18 protein-coding genes are annotated in these 17663 nt (G+C 69.6%); 5 read left to right on the forward strand and 13 right to left on the reverse strand.

Annotated features, from left to right (window positions below):
* The first annotated feature begins 29 nt into the window (after nt 1-29).
* Nucleotides 30-332: a helix-turn-helix domain-containing protein gene (locus ACFYRH_RS01010; RefSeq protein WP_387766054.1), complete on the forward strand. Its 303-nt coding sequence runs from the start codon at nt 30-32 to the stop codon at nt 330-332.
* Here ACFYRH_RS01010 and ACFYRH_RS01015 read toward each other — a convergent pair.
* Entirely contained in the window at nt 302-925 is a 624-nt protein-coding gene (locus tag ACFYRH_RS01015; RefSeq protein WP_387766057.1) for a flavin reductase family protein, read from the reverse strand. The genes ACFYRH_RS01010 and ACFYRH_RS01015 overlap by 31 nt on opposite strands.
* Nucleotides 926-991: 66 nt before the next feature.
* Here ACFYRH_RS01015 and ACFYRH_RS01020 point away from each other — a divergent pair, with 66 nt between their 5' ends.
* Both ACFYRH_RS01020 and ACFYRH_RS01025 read left to right on the forward strand, forming a co-directional pair.
* Nucleotides 992-1690: an ArsR/SmtB family transcription factor gene (locus ACFYRH_RS01020; RefSeq protein ID WP_387766060.1), complete on the forward strand. Its 699-nt coding sequence runs from the start codon at nt 992-994 to the stop codon at nt 1688-1690.
* Between the two features lie 52 nt (nt 1691-1742).
* Nucleotides 1743-1982 carry a hypothetical protein gene (locus tag ACFYRH_RS01025; RefSeq protein WP_387766063.1) on the forward strand — a complete coding sequence of 80 codons (240 nt, stop codon included), beginning with the start codon at nt 1743-1745 and terminating at the stop codon, nt 1980-1982.
* 358 nt (nt 1983-2340) lie between these two features.
* Here ACFYRH_RS01025 and ACFYRH_RS01030 read toward each other — a convergent pair whose 3' ends face one another.
* The 5 genes from ACFYRH_RS01030 to ACFYRH_RS01050 form a co-directional block, all read right to left on the reverse strand.
* On the reverse strand, nt 2341-3003 hold the full coding sequence (locus tag ACFYRH_RS01030; RefSeq protein WP_387766066.1) for an anti-sigma factor family protein: 663 nt from the start codon (nt 3001-3003) through the stop codon (nt 2341-2343).
* Nucleotides 3000-3509, reverse strand: coding sequence for a sigma-70 family RNA polymerase sigma factor (locus ACFYRH_RS01035; RefSeq protein ID WP_387766069.1), 510 nt, complete (start codon nt 3507-3509; stop codon nt 3000-3002). Before ACFYRH_RS01035 ends, ACFYRH_RS01030 begins: the two co-directional genes overlap by 4 nt.
* Nucleotides 3510-3539: 30 nt before the next feature.
* On the reverse strand, nt 3540-3950 hold the full coding sequence (locus ACFYRH_RS01040; protein ID WP_387766072.1) for a DoxX family protein: 411 nt from the start codon (nt 3948-3950) through the stop codon (nt 3540-3542).
* Between the two features lie 81 nt (nt 3951-4031).
* Nucleotides 4032-4859, reverse strand: a complete 828-nt coding sequence (locus tag ACFYRH_RS01045) for a hypothetical protein (RefSeq protein WP_387766074.1) — start codon at nt 4857-4859, stop codon at nt 4032-4034.
* A 63-nt stretch (nt 4860-4922) separates the two neighbouring features.
* Nucleotides 4923-5342, reverse strand: coding sequence for a MarR family winged helix-turn-helix transcriptional regulator (locus tag ACFYRH_RS01050; protein ID WP_387766077.1), 420 nt, complete (start codon nt 5340-5342; stop codon nt 4923-4925).
* A 52-nt stretch (nt 5343-5394) separates the two neighbouring features.
* Between ACFYRH_RS01050 and ACFYRH_RS01055 the strand changes: the two genes are divergently transcribed.
* The gene (locus ACFYRH_RS01055) at nt 5395-5988 is read left to right on the forward strand and encodes a TIGR03086 family metal-binding protein (protein WP_387766080.1); all 594 of its coding nucleotides are present in this window, start codon (nt 5395-5397) and stop codon (nt 5986-5988) included.
* Nucleotides 5989-5990: 2 nt separating this feature from the next.
* Here the strand turns inward: ACFYRH_RS01055 and ACFYRH_RS01060 are convergent, their stop codons facing one another.
* From ACFYRH_RS01060 to ACFYRH_RS01070, 3 genes are read right to left on the reverse strand one after another with little or no spacing between them, the layout of a single operon-like run.
* The gene (locus tag ACFYRH_RS01060) at nt 5991-12974 is read right to left on the reverse strand and encodes a hypothetical protein (RefSeq protein ID WP_387766083.1); all 6984 of its coding nucleotides are present in this window, start codon (nt 12972-12974) and stop codon (nt 5991-5993) included.
* 2 nt (nt 12975-12976) lie between these two features.
* Nucleotides 12977-13354, reverse strand: coding sequence for a hypothetical protein (locus ACFYRH_RS01065; protein WP_387766086.1), 378 nt, complete (start codon nt 13352-13354; stop codon nt 12977-12979).
* Entirely contained in the window at nt 13347-13697 is a 351-nt protein-coding gene (locus ACFYRH_RS01070; RefSeq protein ID WP_387766089.1) for a YbaB/EbfC family nucleoid-associated protein, read from the reverse strand. The genes ACFYRH_RS01065 and ACFYRH_RS01070 overlap by 8 nt, the downstream gene beginning before the upstream one ends.
* 115 nt (nt 13698-13812) lie before the next feature.
* On the opposite strand from ACFYRH_RS01070, the gene mycP reads away from it, so the two are divergent.
* Nucleotides 13813-14997: a type VII secretion-associated serine protease mycosin gene (gene mycP, locus ACFYRH_RS01075; RefSeq protein ID WP_387771659.1), complete on the forward strand. Its 1185-nt coding sequence runs from the start codon at nt 13813-13815 to the stop codon at nt 14995-14997.
* Between the two features lie 54 nt (nt 14998-15051).
* On the opposite strand, the gene ACFYRH_RS01080 is transcribed toward mycP, so the two are convergent.
* The 4 genes from ACFYRH_RS01080 to ACFYRH_RS01095 all read right to left on the reverse strand — a co-directional run bounded on the left by ACFYRH_RS01080 (nt 15052) and on the right by ACFYRH_RS01095 (nt 17654).
* Nucleotides 15052-15351 (reverse strand): WXG100 family type VII secretion target, encoded by a 300-nt coding sequence (locus ACFYRH_RS01080; protein WP_387766092.1) that lies wholly within the window; start codon nt 15349-15351, stop codon nt 15052-15054.
* A gap of 15 nt (nt 15352-15366) precedes the next feature.
* Nucleotides 15367-15684 (reverse strand): WXG100 family type VII secretion target, encoded by a 318-nt coding sequence (locus ACFYRH_RS01085; protein WP_387766095.1) that lies wholly within the window; start codon nt 15682-15684, stop codon nt 15367-15369.
* A 128-nt stretch (nt 15685-15812) separates the two neighbouring features.
* On the reverse strand, nt 15813-17258 hold the full coding sequence (locus tag ACFYRH_RS01090) for a hypothetical protein (protein ID WP_387766098.1): 1446 nt from the start codon (nt 17256-17258) through the stop codon (nt 15813-15815).
* 9 nt (nt 17259-17267) lie between these two features.
* Nucleotides 17268-17654: a hypothetical protein gene (locus ACFYRH_RS01095; protein ID WP_387766101.1), complete on the reverse strand. Its 387-nt coding sequence runs from the start codon at nt 17652-17654 to the stop codon at nt 17268-17270.
* Between the last annotated feature and the right edge of the window lie 9 nt (nt 17655-17663).

A 17663-nucleotide genomic window follows, 5' to 3' on the forward strand; every position in this document is an offset into this window, starting at 1 on the left:
CCATACTATCCCGGTATTAGAATCGGTTCATGGTCAGGTTGCCGCTCACCCCCGCGGACGTCGAACGCGGGCAGCGCCTCGGTGCCCTGCTGCGCCGCGCCCGTGGCGAGCGATCGATGCTCGCGACCGCGCTCGACGCGCACGTCTCCCCGGAGACGCTGCGGAAGATCGAGTCCGGCCGGGTCGCGACGCCGGCCTTCTCGACCATCGCCGCGATCGCCGACGTCCTCGGCCTCTCGCTCGACGAGGTGTGGGCCGAGATCAACCCGCCCGACCGCGGCGCCGCACCGGCCCGCTCCGGTCACACCGCCCGCGAGCGGTTCGCGTCGTAGGTCTCGCTGCGGAACGACGCGCCCAGTTCGGAGCCAAGCCCGAAGTAGTGGCGGAAGTTGTAGATCAGCGGCGACCACTCCGCGGGGTCGACGTACGACGTCCCGGGTACGACGATCCGCTCGTCCGCATGCACCCGCAGCACCCGGGCTTGCGCGATCAGGAAGTTGCCCTCAGCATCCAACTGCGAGTGCACGACGGACGCCTCGAACTGCAACGGACACTCCGCGACCCGCGGCGGTACGACGTGTTCGGACGCGACCGGGGTCAGTCCGGCGGCGGCGAACTTCTCGCGCTCGTGCCGGAAGCGAGCACGCTTGTGGTCCGGCACCGGACTACGTCCGGTCAGACCGGCGATACGTTCGACCGCCCGCCACTGCGAGGGCGACGGGTAGTTGATCACCACGTCCGGCCGGTCCCGCAGGTTGACGGCGGTCTGGCCGGACATCCCGACTCCGAGCACTACGACGTCACCGAGCGCCCACGCGGACGACATCGGCGCGAGGTTGACGGTGCCGTCCTCGTTGCTCGTACTGAGCAGTGCGACGGGCGTTCCGACGTACAGGATGGAAGGTTCGATCGTCAGGTGGGTCACGTCGATCGACGGTAGGCACGGCTCGGTTCGGTGGGTGCCGAACTGTCGCGGCGGCATGATGGGGGTATGACTGCCGAGGGTGCGGAGTTGGCCGGCTGGGCGCGGATGCTGGCCGACGGGACGCGCGCGACGGTCTGTCTGGCGCTGCTCGACGGGCGGGCCTGGACCGCGAGCGAACTGGCCAGGGTCGCGAAGGTCTCGCGGCCGACGATCAGCGAGCACCTCAACGTCCTCGTCACGGGCGGCCTGCTGACCGAGGTCCGGCAGGGGCGGCACCGGTACGTGCGACTTGCCGGACCGGACACCGCCGAGTTGATCGAAGGGCTTGCGGCGCTGGCGCCTCGGCGTACCGAGGTCGCGAACAGTTTGTCGGCGGTGAGCAAGCGGGATGCGTTCGCGCGGGCCCGGACGTGCTACGACCACCTGGCCGGGAAGCTCGGCGTCGCCCTCGCCGACGCGATGACCGAACGCGGCCTGATCGACTGGTCCGACGGGATCGCGTTGACGCCGGAAGGCCAAGCCTGGTTGGAAGATCTCGGCATCACGGTCGAGGCGCGCCGCGGCCGGCCCGCCGTCCGATCCTGCCTCGACGTCACCGAGCGGCGGCCACACATCGCCGGCGCGGTGGGCGCGGCGCTGTGCGCGCACGCGCTGCGGAACGGTTGGGTGAAGCACATTTCGGGCGGTCGTGCGTTGAAGGTCGACGGCGCGGTCCGGGAGTTCGGGCTGCCGTCCGGTGTCGTCCGGACTCTGAGAAGTCCGTGAGGGAACACGCTCTCAGGAGGCGCTCAGCGCCGATTGCACCTAACCTTCGGCCATGACTGAGTTCGAGCCCGGCACCGATCTGGTGTCCCGTCTCCCTCTGCCCAGCCACGTGATCGTCCTCGCGGACGGTCAGTGGCGTCGCGGCTGGCTGATCGGCCGCGACCACGAGGAGTCGGGATGGACCGCTCTGGTGCAGTACGAGGGCGACGACGGAACCGAGCGGACGGAACGCCTCCCGGCGGACCGGATCGCTCTCCCCGAGTCGAACGGCCCGACTGAGAAAGCGTCCTGAGAGAGGAACGCAACGACGCGAAGGGCCCCGGGTGGACATCACCGGGGCCCTTCGCGGGTAACGCTGCCTGGCGCCTCATGAGCATCGAGAACCTCGGCCCAGGCCCTTCGGGCGGACGACCTGGGACGAGGTCCTCAGTGGCGTTACACACGGTGTATCGGCGGTGACGGCCGGAGTGTTACAGATTTGCCGAAGTTTCTCACGACCAGATCACGGCGACCGGCGGCTGCCGAAATGACTCCGGACGAACGGCGACCCCGGTGCACGTCCCTGAACACCGGGGCCTCGAATCGGTGGCCTCTCGAGCGACCGCCGCTCTTGACCTCCCAGTGCCCCGACCGCGCGTAGTCATGCGCTGTCAGAAATGAACTGCCAGCAACACCCGGCCGGTTTCCGAGCTGCGGATGTCCAGCCCCCGGATCTCGCTGCGCTGCAGCTTCGTGGTGGCCGCCGGTTTCACCGTGGTGCCGGGCGAGGAGGTCCAGCTCGCGATCAGCTGAACCTTGCCGGAGGCATCTGTGACGTACAACTCATATCCGCGCGATCGTTCGCTCGGCGTCGCGAGTTCGTCGTACCGGCAGCTGATCTCGATCGTCGTCCCCCAGGGCTCGGGGACGAGGCGGGCGTCGGCGGACAGCTTGCTGCTCACGGTCTGGGCCAGTACGACGTAATCACCCCTCGGCTGGTCGCGGGTGAGCGGGATCGCGATCACCACACCGATCGCGGCGGCGGCCACCGCGATCCCGGTGGTCAGCGCCGCGAACCGGACACGCCGCCTACGCCGGTCGCGCTGAACGCCGCGGACCAGTCCGGGCAACAGATTCGGTGGCTCGGCGGTGATGGTGGCCAGCGCCCGCTCGGCCGGCAACGCGGCGAGCATCCCGGGTACGCCGGCCAGCGACCCGACCTCGGCCGCGCACTCGGCACACGTGTGCAGATGCTCCTCGTACTCGCGCCGGTCCTTCGTCGACAACGCGCCGAGCAAGTAGGCCGCGTCCCACTCCCGGTACGGGTCACTCACTGACTCGTCACCCCCTTCTCCTGCAGCGCGAGCTTCAGTGCCCGCAGCCCGTAGTGCAGCCGCGACTTCACAGTGCCCGACGGGATGTCCAGCTCCTCGGCGATATCCGTGACCGTGCGACGTCCGTAGTACGCCCGCACGATCACCTGCCGATGCTCCTCCGACAACTGCGCCAGCGACTCCGCGACCAGCCAGGCGTCCAGTACGGCGTTCGCGTGGTCGGCGCTCGGCTTCTCGGGGAGGTCGTCGCTGGCGACCTCCCGGCTGACCCGGGCACTGCGCCGGTCGTCGATGACGAGGTTGCGCGCCACCGTGAACAGCCAGGCCCGGGCCCCCGCCTCGTCCTCGGACAGGATCTGCGGCCGGCGCCACGCCCGGAGCAGGGTCTCCTGGACGACGTCCTCGGCGAGCCGGTCGTCGCCGGTGAGCCGCACGACGAACCGCCACAGCGCCGGAGCGTGCACGTCGTGCAGCTCGCGCAGCAGCGCCGCCCGGTCGTCGGCCATCGGCGCTCCTGCTCTGTCGGACATCGGGGATCAGTCGGTTGCCGCGGTTGCTCGTGCGGGTGCCTCGGCTGCCCGCTCCACCGACCAGGCGCCGTTGCCCAGGAAAGCGATCAGCAGGAAGGCGAAGCAGAACAGCGCCGCCTTCTCGCCACCATTCTGCACAGGTAGCAAAGCACCCGCCTGGTGCACGGTGAAGTAGGCGAACGCCATCGAGCCCGAGCAGAGCAGCGCGGCGTACCGGGTGCCGAGCCCGATCATCACCAGCGCGCCGCCGACGGCCTGGATCAGCGCCGCCCACCAGGACGGCCAGACCAGCAGGCCGACCTTCTCGGTCCCGAGGACGCCGAACAAGGCGGCCGCGCCGTGGGTCGCGAACAGGAACCCGACGACGATCCGGAAGACACCGGTCACTTCCTTCTGAAAACGCTCCAGCACCTGCACAGGGCCTCACTCCTCGCAGTAGGTGTTGCGGTGGGGGTTGTGGTCTGTGCTTGGTTCGAACGATTGAACGCTCCACTTGGTTCAACGCTGCGTGATTCTAAGATCACACTCCGAATCGATTGCCTTTCGGGTCGCGAGTTGGTACCCGCGCGCCGCGACGAGCAGGCCGGCGCCCCAGACGACGTACGCCGGGACCGCCACCCAGAAGAAGCTGTCCGGCAGGCCCACATCGCCGTACACCGGTTCGCCCTGGAGCGCGGCGACGACCATCTGGATCAGACCGACACCGAAGTACGCCGTCATGCCGGCGCCGATCGTGAGTCCGGGCAGGAGCAGCAACCACCGCGGGAACCGTCGGCCGGCCGGATGCGCGAGGAGGAACGGCAGCACGGTGCCGACCAGCAGGAACCCACCTTCGAACAACATCAGCGACAGGTTGCCGCCGTACGGCGTCTGATTGAAACCGACCGCCGCTTGAGCCGCCACCCTGGTCACACATCCGACTGCCGCGGCGATCGCGCCTACTGCCGAGAGCCAACGCGGCCACGGCCTGGGGATCGGCTGATGGGCTTTGGCAACGAGAGCAAGCAGTGCGGCGCCGGCGACCGCGGCGAGGCGGGTGATCATGCCGAGCGGATCGAACGGGATACCGAGGCCGGGCAGGACTGCGGCGACGACATCGAGGAGCAGGAAGGCTGCGGCGGCGACCCATCCGGCAGCGAGGGCCCAAAGCAACCTCGGGTGGATCTTGAGCACGGCCGATGCGGTGATCAGACAGGCGGCGACGGCCGCCCAGTTGGGGATCAGGAGATCGTCACCGGGCAGCTTCCATGCGGGTGCATGACCCGTCGCGAACCAGACCCGCAGACCGCCGTACGCGATCGCCCATGCCAGCACCGCTCGCCTCATACGGACAGTCTGTTCAGCCGCGGCGGCGGCCGGATCACCCGCGGGAGGGAACGGGCTCCGTCGTCAGCGTGACGCGTGCAGGTTGTGCAGGATCCGGATGAACGTCTTGCGGTCGGCCGCCGAGAGGCCGTCGAGGACGCTCTCCTCGCGGGACTGGATGTCCTTGCGAACGGCACGGCGTACCCGACGACCCTGGGGGGTGATCGAGAGCAGCCGGACCCGGCGGTCGTCGGGGTCGGGCGTCCGCTCGATCAGGCCGGCCTTCTGCAACTCGTCGAGGGTGCCGATGATGCGCGACTTGTCCGCGCCGATCGCCTCCGCGAGGGCGGCCTGGGTCCGCACCGGGGTCTCGTCCAGGGCCGTGAGCACCGAGTAGCCCCACATCGACACCTCGTGCGCGGCGAGCACCGGCAACTCGAGCGCGATCAGCTCCCGCACCAGCGGATACAGCATCGCTGCCAGATCGGGACGCTCGGTGGCCATGCCTGGAAAGGTAGCACTGGCGCAATCATATACGTGCGCTTATGATAAGCGCATGCCTACTATTGATTACATCGCGCTCGACGCCGAAGCCGTCCGCGCCAGCATCGAGATCGCCGGCACCGCCACCACCGCCGACCTCGCCAGGCCGACCCCGTGCCGGGTCTGGACGCTCTACGGTCTGCTCGCCCACATGGCCACCCAGCACTACGGTTTCGCCGCCGCATCCCGCGGCGAGTCCGACCCCGCGATCTGGAAACTCCGCGACCTCGGCGCCGACCCCGTCAAGGCTTACATCGAGTCCGCCGAACACGTCCTGGACGCCTTCGCCCAACCCGGCGTCGCCGACCGCACCTTCACCCTCGCCGAGTTCGGCCCCGACGCGTCGTTCCCCGGCTCCCAGGCGGTCAGCTTCCATTTCATCGACTACGTCGTGCACAGCTGGGACGTCGCGGCAGCCCTCGGCATCACAGTCACGTTCACCCCCGAAACCCTCGAGGCCGCCGAAACAGTCGCCGAGGTCGTCCCCGCCGGCGACATCCGCAGCGCCCCTGGTACGCCGTTCGCCCACGACATCCCGTGGTCAGGCCCCGACCCCCTGGACCGCATCCTCGCCCACCTGGGCCGCAACCCCAACTGGCCGAAGTGAGCTCAGTTCGGGTTGATGAGACGGGCCGGGACGGCCCGGGCCTGGTCGGCCACCAGGCTGCGGCGGAAATCGGCCTTCGCGGCGATGGCGCGGGGGCCACGACTCCACAACGGCCCGCGGCGACGTTCCGCGGTGGCGACCAGGCCGGCCGCGATGTCGACCAGTTGATCACCGGTGCGGGCTGCCTGCTGGATCTGCGCCAGTGAGTACGGGCCGTACCAATTCTCGGTGACCTGCTGGATCTTGGCCGCGATCAAGGCAGCGCGTTCAGCCTCGGCACTCGGCCGGATCGGGCGGTTCGCATCCCACGTCTGGTCGGTCAGGTTGCGTCCGTTGAGCGGGTCGTGGTGCAGGACGGAGGCGCTGACAGGGATGTTCATCGGCCCGCCAAGACGCAGGTGGGGATCGATACCCAGCTCGTGCGAGGCATCGGCGTACTCCGAGAGTGTGCTCGAGATGGCCAGCAGGATCTCGGTGAGCTGACTGAGCTCGGTCGGTTGGTGCGTGTCGTAGCGGTTCAGGACGCGTTGGTGTTCGGCGTCCAGATCTTCGAGGCGGGCCAGCAGGCGGCCGAGCTCGGTGGAGGGGTGACCGTCTCGGCGTTCCGACTCGATGAACCGGCCGAGTTCGGTGGTCGGAGCGGGTCGATCGCGCGGTGGCAGGCCGTTGACGACGTCCTCGAGGCGGGTAGCGCTGTGGGCGGCGGCCGCGGCCGCGGCGCGCTCCCGATCGAGGTGGGCGGCGGCGCGGCGCTCGGCCGCGCGATCCCGCTCGTCGAAGTCCGCCCTGACTCCCATCCGGCGCCGCAGGTACTTCGCGTAGTAGCTGAACGGCTGGGACCCGGCGGCGATCGAGGCGAGCACCAGGTACGACGGATCGACGTGGAAGCGGAACACCATCACGGCGGAGAGTCCGACACCGGCGCCGGCGATCGAGGCGGCACCCACCGCGTACCAGCGCCGGCTCGTGGTGGCTTCGCGTTCCGGGTGGATGACGGGTGACCAGGGCCGGAGTGGCGGAATGTCGATCGCGCCGAGTGGCCGATCCGCCAGCAGCGCGTCCAGTTGATCGAGGACCGGGTCGCCGATCTTCTCGGCCCGCGTCTGAACCTCGGCGCGCAAGAGCTCCAGCCAGTTGTGCATGCGGCGGTCGAAGGCGTGTCTGTTCGCCTCGGCGTGGAGGGCGTCGACGAACCCGGCGACAACACTGGTCAGACCGACCCGGGCCACCGCTTCCAGCAGAGTGGCGGTGGCCGCGGCGAGCTGATCGTTGGTGGCAACGCTGGCTGCCCGGCTGACCACCGGCACGACACTCAGCAACAGCTCACGAACGGCGAAGGTCACCTTGCCCGGGACGACGCCGCGGCCGGGATCATCCGGCGACGGGGCGACGGCGAACGACGGGAGCTTGATCGCGGGGTCGCCGAACTGCGCACCCAGGGCCTGCAGCCGGACGAGCTCGTCGGCGGCCCGACGGAGCTCGCCGATCAGCTGTCGCCGGCCGCGCCAGTCGAAGAAGCGGATCCGGCGCTCGTCGTCCAGAGTCGCCTGGTGCCGGGCGAACGCGTACTGCGCGGTGCCGAAGACGACGGCGGCCAACCCGATCCCGGCTCCGGCCACCACGGGCGACACGAGCAGCGCGATCGGCGCCGCGGCGACGGCGACAGTGACCGAGCTCTGCACTGTAAAGGTCCACCACGGCATCACCAACGGCGGTGCGTCCACGACGGGCGGCGTCAGTTGAGGGCGTGGCGGGCCGGGTTGGTCCGGCGGGATCGCCAGCCCGTTGTGCTCGGCAGCCGCGGCGAGGACCTGCCGGCCGGCGGTGCGGACCGCGTCGGTGAGCTCTGCGCGTTGAACCGCTTGGGACCGTTCGGCTTGTTCCTGGCGGTAGTTCCTCCGGGCCGTGATGACAAGATCCTCGAGTACGGCGACGTACCGGTTGAGCGCGGCCCGCAGCGGGACGGCGATCGCCCCGCCGAGGAAGATCGTCGTCGCGAGCGGGCCTGGATCCTGGGCGGCGAAGAACCACGCGGTGAAGGCACTGGCCGGCATGGTCTCGACGAGGGTGAAGCACAGCTCGGCGGGCAGGTCCGGGAGCCACTGGCCGGCGAAGCGGCGCATCCGCTGGAGCAGCCCGGGTTCGATCTCGGCCACGGAGGTCGCGAGATCGTGCGGGAGCGCCGCCCGCAGGTCATCGTGAGCGATCACGCCGAGGGCGTCGGCCATCTCGGCGAACTGCCGCGCGGCCCTCCGGCGCTGCGGCCAGGACCCGGCGTTGCGCCACTGGTCGACGAGGCCGCGCAGCCTGTCGAACATCCCGGCTACGGTGTGCTGATCGTCCGGCGCGGGCGTGAACTGGTCCGATGCCAGGCGTCCGAGCGCAGCGGCGGCGTTCGTCCCGTGCGCCTCGACGAGTGCGCGGAGAAACGGCTGTTCGCGCAGTGTCTTCTGCCGGCTCGCGGACTCCCCTGGCGCGGCAGAGACGTCCGGCTGGTTCGCGAAATGCTGGAACAGCCTGTGCAGGCACCGATCCACGGCCGGGTCCGGAGCATCTTTCGTGCCTGCTCCGCTCGGCAACTTCTTCGTCCCGAGCAACCCCGGCCGTGTCGCCTTGACCTCCTGCGCGTCGACCCAGGACACGACGGCGTTGGCGACCCGAGTGCGGACGGCGTTCAGGTGCAGAACCGCCTCGACCCGCCGTCGCAGATCCGAAGGCAGCGGCGGCCCGTCCTGCTTGCCCAGGTGATGCAGCAGCAGCCGCAGCTCCTTCCGCAGATGGTACGGCGACTCACCCCGCTCGATCTGATCGAGCAGGTAGCCCACCTCGGCGTGTCGTCCGTCCGACGGCTCCCCCTTGTACGCCGACACGACGCCGGCGAGCGCGTGCGCGACCGCGCGCCCGGTCACGCCGTCAGTGACCTGCGGGGACAGCGTGATCAGTGCCCAATCGCCGTCCCGAGCGGTGCGTTCCCAGCGGACCGGTCCCGCGTCGGTGAAGGTGCCGGAAACATCCAGCCGGACCGTGAGCTCCGCCCCACCCCGCAGCGTGATCGTGATCTGCTGCCCGGAAATCTCGATCGCACGCACCTCGTCATGCGCCGTCGCGACCGCGCTGGCGATCTGCGGGAGCGCCCGGTGAACAGCATCACGCACCGCGGCCTTGTCCGGCGTACCGCGTCCGTCGCCGCGGAACTCGCTGCGGTGGATACTGCCCGCACTGCCGCGCGGCTGATCCCGGTGCTCACGGGCCAGACGGGCACGGGGCGCCCCGGCGCCGTCGACGGCCGGCCGGTTGTCGCGGACGGCTCGGACGAGGACGCGGAGAATCCGGTACAGCGGGGCCAGTTCGTTCTTGCGGCGGCCGTTCTCCAGCGTTTCGTTGCTAATGGCACCGATGTGGGCGAGGGCCGCACCGATTCGGGTGGAGAGCAACGCGTTGAAGGCCCGGACGACGCGCGGCGGTACGGCGTCCTCCGCGAAGCGAGCGAGGAACTCCTCGTCACGGACGTCATCCGGCTCACCGGCGTACAACTCGTCGATCTCGGCGGAGAGCTCCGGGAGCAGTGGGCGGAGCTTGTGGACGGCGTCGAGGATGTCGGACCGGGTCCGCGCGCCGAACAGATGCCAGGCAAAATGCCCGATCACCTCGTGCCACACGGTCGCGGCGACGTCCGCCGGCGACACGTGATCCCGCGCGGACAGATAGACCACACCGATCCCGTCCTCCATCCGGAAGTATCCGGGTCGGGACTTGTTCGTCCGCTCGATGCCGTACTCACCGACGAGCTCGTCGTTGTCCGCTGCAACCACGAACCGGAGCATGATCCCGCGAGGCAGTCGCATGCGACGTCGTACAGGGTCCAGGGCCCGCCGGACAGCGTCTGTGGTCATCCCGCCGTCCTGCACCTGAGGATCACCACCAGCCACCCTCAGGACGGCTTCACGAATCCGCGACTGCTCTGCCGCTGACAACGCCTGGTCGGCCGGAGCGCTCCGCAACGCCGCCGGCAAGACCTCGCTCTCCCGGGGCCTCGAGACCCCGCGGTCCCGCCCGTCAGACGACCCCCGCACCCTCGCCCGCGCCGATCCATCGCCACCCGACGACCGCCGGCGGATGATTCCCAACGAAGACTTGCCAGGAGCCGCCGGCCGTGTGGCGGCATTCCGCGCGCTGCTGCCGGGCATGGAGTCATCGGGCGTGGAAGCGTCAGGCGTGGAAGCGTCAGGCGTGGAGGTTTCGCGTTGGGCTTCGGCCCACTCGAGCCAGGCGTCGAGGGTCGTCAGCGCTGGGTCCTTCGGGCCGGTAACGGGGCGGGTGCCAGCCACGTCGTACGCGCGGAAGCGGCCGTCGCGTGTGATGGCGAACTGCAGGTCGCCGGGGAGCACGTGGTTCTCCAGAGCGAAGGTGCGGAGGGCTCGGAGGCTGTCGACCGTCGCTCGGGTGGGAAGACCGGGATGGGTGACACGTGAATCCGCGTCCGGTGCCTCCTCGTCGAGGATGGCGTGGCTGCTGACCTCGAACCGGTCGACCACGATAGCGTCGCGGCCGAACAGGGTGGTACGGGCGTGGATCGGCGCGATCACGTCTCCGCCGCCGGGGAGGGCACGGAGCTTGCTGGTCAGTTCGATCTCGGTGGCGAGCGAGACGCCGGGGTGCGCGATCAGGACGACCTTGTCGTAGAACGCGAACGCCGTCTTCGAACGCCCAGCCCCCAGGCGCGGGCCGAGCTTCGACTCATCGACCTCGACCTCGATCCCCTCCGCCGACGAGACGTGTGGCTTGCGGACCAGCTTGCCGCCCTCCGGTACGACGACACCATCAGGACGCACCGTGCGGTCCTCGGCGGGGGCGAGTACCGCGGTTCCGTCCGAGGATCGGAGTACGACGTCCTGACCGGTGATGTCTGCGAGCTTCTGGGCCATGGCAGTGGCGGCCGCACTCGGCTGGTCGACGACAATCTCCGGGTTCGTGCCACGAGCGAGGGTGGCGAGCTCGTGCGGGGACACCGCGCGATCGCCGTACAGCAGGTGATTGTCATCAGCAACAAAAGCCCGCTCCCTTCCGCCGGGCAGCTTCGGATGTACGCCGCCACGCTGCTGGCCGGCGAAGACACGGCCGACCCGGGACCGGCGCGAAGGCCCGGCCGGGTGCAGCTCTGGCGCGCCGCCGCGGACAAAGCTCGCACCACTCCCGTTTGTGGACGTCCTTGCAGTCGGCGGTGCAACCGGAACGACCGGAGGTGGCGCAGCTGTGGCTTGAGCTGCGGGAACTGGCGACGCGTCGATCGACGGTGGGGCCTGAGCAATTGGGGCGGACTGCGCCAGAGCTACGGGAGGTTGCGGCGACGAGGTATCCGGCGAGCTCGAGGCGGCCGTCTGAGGGTCGGCCCCTGCCGACTGGGCAGTCTGAGCCGGCGTGCTGCCTGGAACCGACGGATCCGCAGGAAGCGACGAGGCGGAGGACCGTGAGCCAGGGGTGGACGGGTCGGGCTGTACAGAAGGGGTGGAAGGGCTGGAAACCATCGAGTCCGTGCCCTCGGTGGCTTCGTGGTCGGTGTTGTCGTCCGGCCCGTTGTCCGCGGGCGGCCTGGATCGTCCGGCGGGGTCGCGGAGGGTTTGCTCCTGCGTGGCACGCGATTGCTGAGAGATGGACGAGGTTCCGCCGGCCTGGGCCGATGCGCGGCCGGCGGCTGTCCACGGAGTGGTTGAGGTCAAGGGAGCGACAGCCGACTGACCAACCGTGCCCGCGGACGCTGCAACCTGGGATGCCGCGTGCGACGAGTTCTGGGCAGCGTTCTGGCCGAGATTCGCCGCGGAGTTGTGGGCAAGGCCGGATGCGGTCTCCTGGGAGAGGTCTGCCATCGTCTCGTGGTTGACGGGCGGGGCTTGGAGCACGCCGCCGTCGGGACCCGCCGGTGGGTGGCCGCCGGGGAGGGCCGAGACGAGTTTGTGGCCGGCGTACTCGCCGGCCGCCTCACCGATGGATTCGAGCGGGCCGTGCACATCACTGGCCATGGATCCGCGGGCGACCCCGTGGGCGCCGGCGATCCAGGCGTCCTGCAACGAAGGGGTGTGCCAGCCCTCGCCGAAACCCAGCGACGTGAGTGAGCTCGCCAGCGGTGAGGTGATCGCGTTGTTTCCGAACGTTCGCGCCAGTTTCCCGACCGGCACCTTCGCCAGGCCGATCCCGAGACCGTGCGACAGGGGTACGCCGACCACAGCACCCGCCGCGGTCATCGCCGTACCCCGCCAATCCCAGTCATGCGTCATGACGAACCGCTGCTGGGAGTCCAACTGCGGTTGGCCGTCGCTGCCGACGGCGAGGCGGCGGTCCTGGCCGGTCAGCTCGCCCATCCAGCCTGCCACCGTGTGCGGGATGAGCTCGTCGGCGAGTTCACCGCCGACGACGCCCAGCACCTTCGGCACCATCTCGCGACTGAAGACGAACTTGGTGGTCTGCTTGGTCCCGGCCGTCAGCATTTCGAGCAGCATCTTCTGCTGCAGCTTCCGCGCCTCCCGGTTCACCAGCTTCTTCAGCATCATCAGCAGCAGCTGTTTGACGCCTTCCTGCCCGATCTTGCGAATCAGCGTCCCGAGGATCGGTCCGACCCCGGCGAGGATCGTGATCCAGCTGACGATGCCGATGATCAGCAGCTCGCGTTTGGTCCGGACGACGGTGTCCCCCATCGTCCGGAGGAACTCGGCCACGTACCCCACCGAGTCGGCCAGCATCGCCGGCCCCTGGAAGTCCTTGGTGCGCGCATAGCGTTTCAGGAAGTCCTCGAGTGCCGCTCCGGCTTCTCCGTGGTACGCCGCTCCGAACCCGCGCGCGGCTGTGTCGATCCGGCCCGGCAGCGCCTCGGTCAGGTACTTCTTGCACAGGTCGTACTGGTCCGCGAGCGCATAGAGCTTGTCCTCGTCGGCCTGCGGCTCGTACCCGCCCTCCAGGATCGCCTTCAGCCACCCTGGCAGATGCCAGCCCACTGTCAGGCCTCAGGAGTGGGTGCCATCGCCCAGCCCTCGGCGGTCCGGGTGAGTCCGAGCGCCGTGCCCCGGACCTGCTGGGCCGCGTCGTCGTCGGTCGCCTTCGCGTTCTGACCGCACGCCGACATCTGGTCACCGCGGCCGACCAGGTGGGTCTCGATCGTCTTGCCGAACGCTGCGAACGTGTCGGCATGGCTGTTCACCCAGCCACTGCTGATCTGCCGGCCGTAGTCGTCGTGCCCGGCGGCTGCCTCGATCACCTCCTTCGTCAACCCGCCCAGCAGGCGCCACAGCTCGCGACCCGCGTCGTAGCCGGTGGTCCGGCAGGCATCAGCCGACCGCGCCACCCCGAGCTGATCGACTTCGATCCGGTCAGTCATCGAAAACCTCCCGGAAGGTGTCGTACGCCGCGGTCATCTTGGCGGCTGCGGCGGCGTGGGCCTGGCCGAGGGTCGCGACGATCGCCGCGGCGAGCTGTTGTGCGTCCTGGTCGCGGTAGATGCCGGGGTCGAACTCGATCGCACGAACCTCGCCCCGGCCGGTCACCGTGACCTTGACGAGGCGGTCAGGTGACACCGCGGACGCGACGGTCTCGTCGAAGGCACGGTCCAGCACGCCCGCCGCGCCGGCCAGCTGATCGAGGCCGCTGTCCAGGCCGAGCGCCGCCATCTCCTTGGCCAGATTGAGCTCTGTCGCACCCGCGGTGAACTTCGACATGTCCATGATCGACACCTCCGAGTCCCTAGCGTCGGTGCTCGGTGGTGTGCCGGTCAGTCCGTGGCCACAAGGGGTCAGAACCGGTGTCCCGATCGGGCCCCGCCGTAGCGTCCGGACCGTGATGACTGTCAGAGCAGCAGCCGCGACCGTCGCCCTCGGGGCGCTGGCCGCTACCACGCCGACCGCGTCGGCGGTCCCGCCGGCCGGACAGTGCCGGACCGCAGAGGCCGGTGGGCAGCCGATCAGCAAGATGCCCTGGGCAACAACCTGGCTGGCGCCCGAACGGGCCTGGCCGGTCAGCACCGGCAAGGGCGTCACGGTCGCCGTGATCGACTCCGGGGTCGACGCGGACCACCCGCAACTCCGAGGTGCGGTTCTGCCCGGCCAGGATGTCCTGACCCCCGGTGACGAACGGGCCGACTTCGACTGCGTCTCACACGGTACGGCGGTAGCGAGCATCATAGCCGCGCGACCGGTCACCGGGATCGGCTTCCGCGGAGTCGCACCTGGCGCGCGGATCCTGCCGATCCGGGTCAGCGAACGCGACGCCAGCGAGCAGCAGGGCGAGGCCGTGAACGCGACGGTGTTCGCCGGCGCCATCCGGTACGCCGTCGACGCGGGCGCCACCGTCATCAACATCTCGCTGTCGCTGTACGTCGACCAGAAGCCTGTCCGCGACGCCGTCCGTTACGCCCAACGTCATGACACCCTGATCGTCGCCGCGGCCGGTAACGCCCACGGCCAGCAGGGCGAGGACCCGGTGACGTACCCCGCGGCGTACCCAGGTGTCCTCGGCGTCGGTGCGACGACGATCGACGGCAGCCGCCTGTCGAGCTCACAGGTAGGCCCGTACGTCGACATCTCGGCGCCCGGTGGCGGTGTGCTGGCGGCGACCCGCGTGAGCGGCCACCGCTACTACGACGGCACTAGCTTCGCGACGGGCTTCGTCAGCGGTACGGCGGCACTCGTCCGCTCGGCCGATCCGAAGCTGCCCGCGACAGCCGTCGCCGCCCGCCTGATGGCCACCGCGACCCCCGCGCCTGGCCCGACGGATCAGTACGGCGCCGGAGTCGTGAACCCGTACCGCGCGGTGGAGGACGTCCTCACGACGGCGAAACCCGCAGTACTCCCGCCCGTGAAGAACGCGAAGGTGGACTCGGCGGCGGAGCGTCGTACCGCTGCGTTGAGCGACGCCGGACGTGCAGGTCGCCGGATCGCCTTGTTGGCGGGTCTTTGTGCCGTTCTGGTGGTAGTGGCCGCGCTCGTCCTGCCGCTCGGGCGCCGTCGTCGCTGGCGCGTCGACTGAACACACGAAAGAAGAGCCCGGCCCCTCGACGGGGCCGGGCTCTTCCGCGGTTCGTCAGGCCTGGATGGAGATGGCCGCGGCGCGGTCGGTACTGCGCATCCGCAGCATCGATTCCTCGACCGCGCTACCCCGACGGCTGAGCAGCTGGTTCAGCTCGCCGGCTGCCTGCGCCCACAGGCGTTGCACCTGCTGGACCTGGGGTGCCGCTTCCTCGCTCGTCCAGGTGTGCAGCAGCGCGTTCATGGCGGCCTCGAACTGGGTCTTCAGCTCGGTCGCCTCCTTGCTGGCGGAGGCCATGTCGACGGAGGCCTGCAGCATCGCGCCGAACGGGTAGTTGATGCGTTCACCGGGCATGAGTGGTTCCCTTTCTCAGGAGAAGACGCTGGCGTCGAGGACGGGCGCCTCGCCGGCCTGGGTCAGCGCGACCTGGCCTTCGTCGTCGGCGCTCTGGTACTTGGTCTTGGCGTCACCGATACCGTCCGCCAACTGGTGCAGGCGGTTGCAGAGCTTGGTCATCGCGTCGAGGTGGCCGTGATGCCCCTGCCAGAACGCGTTCTTGATCATTCCGTCCATCGGATCCAGAACGCCCATCGCGTTGTGCAGCCTGACCGTCACGTTCTTCAGGTTGTCGCCGATCGCGGCCGCATCCTGGGCGGTCTTCTGCATGCGCGTGAATTCGGTCTCCACACCGGCCATGGTGTGTCCTCCTCTGCTGGGTTGCCGGCGCGTGATCACCGGTCGATGTCACGCTAGGTCCGGAATCCGCGCCCTCCGGACGCGTTCCGGTTGCGGCCACGGAATGGCCAGTTGCGCCGTCAGAGCTTCCAGAGCTCCTCGTCGAGCACCTCCTCACCGCCGGTACGGCGGGCGCGCGCGGGACGACCGCGCTTACGCAGCGGCGGTGCCCCGGACGGCGTCCGTCGTTCGCCGTTGGTCCGGCCCTGGAGGTCGGACTGCACACCCTGGCGGCGCATTCGCTCCACGGCCGTGGCCTCGGTCGGCACCGTGAAGCCGGACTTGCTCGCCGCGGCGCCCGGCCGGATCTCGCTGCGGGCGCCGGCTCCGGCGCCCGCACCGGCTCCGCTCATCGGCGGGTACATCGGCGACGGGCTCGACTGCGTGCCGGTCGATGCCGTCGACGTCCTGCCGGACAGCGACGGTTCGGCTCCGGCCTCGCCCGCGGTAGTTGCTGATCGCAACGATGGGGTGCCGCGGTCCGACGTACCCGTGGTGCTGGCCGGCAGGGTGGTGTGACCTCCGCCGATCCCTCCGCCCAGAGGCACGCCGATCGATGGCAGGCCGCCGCCGGTCGCGCCGCCGCCTGTCGTGGGGGTGAAATGGGTCGGCGTGAAGGTCGGCGGTGTCGTGCTGACGCCACCGGCGAGCGCGGGCTCGTCGGACAGCGGACCCTTGGGTGTCAGGTTGCTCAGGTCCGGCGTCGTTGCCGTCGACGCGTCCCCGCCGCCGAGGTCCTTCGCGTGTTGCGCGAGCGTCAGCCACTTGTCGAGGTTGTCCGGAACCTTCCCGGTCAGGTCGATACCCTTCCCGATCACGTCGATGATCTTCCCGGCCTCGTCCCACGGATCCTTCGCCTCCGGCGACTTCGGCGACGACGGATCGGTCGCGGGCACCGCGGCGGGAGTTTGGCCCGGGACACCGTCGGCGGCACCCGGTGGGGAGCCGCCCGCAGTGGGGTCCGCCTTCGCGTTCGGGTCGTCGGTGGCAGGCTGCTGCTCGGCGCGATTCGGCATCATCGGCCCGCCGTACTTGCTCTGCGGGACGGGCAGGATGCGCCCGAGCGCCTGCTGCATCTCCGACGAGAGCACTCCCATCATGTTGGCCGCGGTGGCCGTGATGTCGTCCATCTCCTGCTGCGCGGCTTTGGCCTTGCCGGCGTCCGTCGCTGACCTGAATCGGCTTTCGGCCTCTTGGTACGGCGTTATCAGACCGCCGACGACGGCCTGGGTGTCTCGGATGGTGCAGCCGATGCTCGACAGATGGGTGCCAACGCGCTCGACGAACGGTCGCCAGGCGTCCACCGAGGCCTTGCTGGTGGTGACCTCGTTCCCGATGCTGTCGAACGTCATGCTGTCGTGGAAGAGGTGAGTGTTGTTCCAGGCGTGCTGAAGGTTGTCCTGCGTCGTCTGGAGATCCGTCGCCAGCACCGACCAGGTTTCACCCGCCTGCAGCCATCCGCTCGCGTTGAGCCCGGCGAGCTGAGCGACCATGTCCGCCATCGACGTCTTGCTGTAGTCAGCCATCGTGCGCTCCTAGGGGGTGGGGGCCTTCGGCAGGTCGGGTAGAGGGACTGTCCAGCCGCCACCGGTACGGAACTGACCGAGCTGATCCGCGACGATCTCCGAGGCGTGCTGGTCCGCGACCAGGAAGCGACCCGCGGCAACCTGGTCGGTGGTCTCGAACGCGTCCGCGGAGTTCCGGGCGACCGTGCCGAAGGCGTCGATACCGCGCCGGAGATCCAGACTGAAGCCGGCCGCCTCTGGAGCCCATTGCTTGACGAAATCGCTTAGCTTGTCGGCGTCCGGCATCCCGCCGCCGCCCAGCTCGAAACCTGGCAGCGCCCGGGCGAGCGGGGCGAAGTCCGCCGGGTGCAGCATCGCGGAGAAGTCCCGTAGTTCTTGCGGTGTGACCTCGACCATCTGTGGCTC

The organism is Kribbella sp. NPDC004875 (assembly GCF_042873375.1).
GTDB lineage: Bacteria > Actinomycetota > Actinomycetes > Propionibacteriales > Kribbellaceae > Kribbella.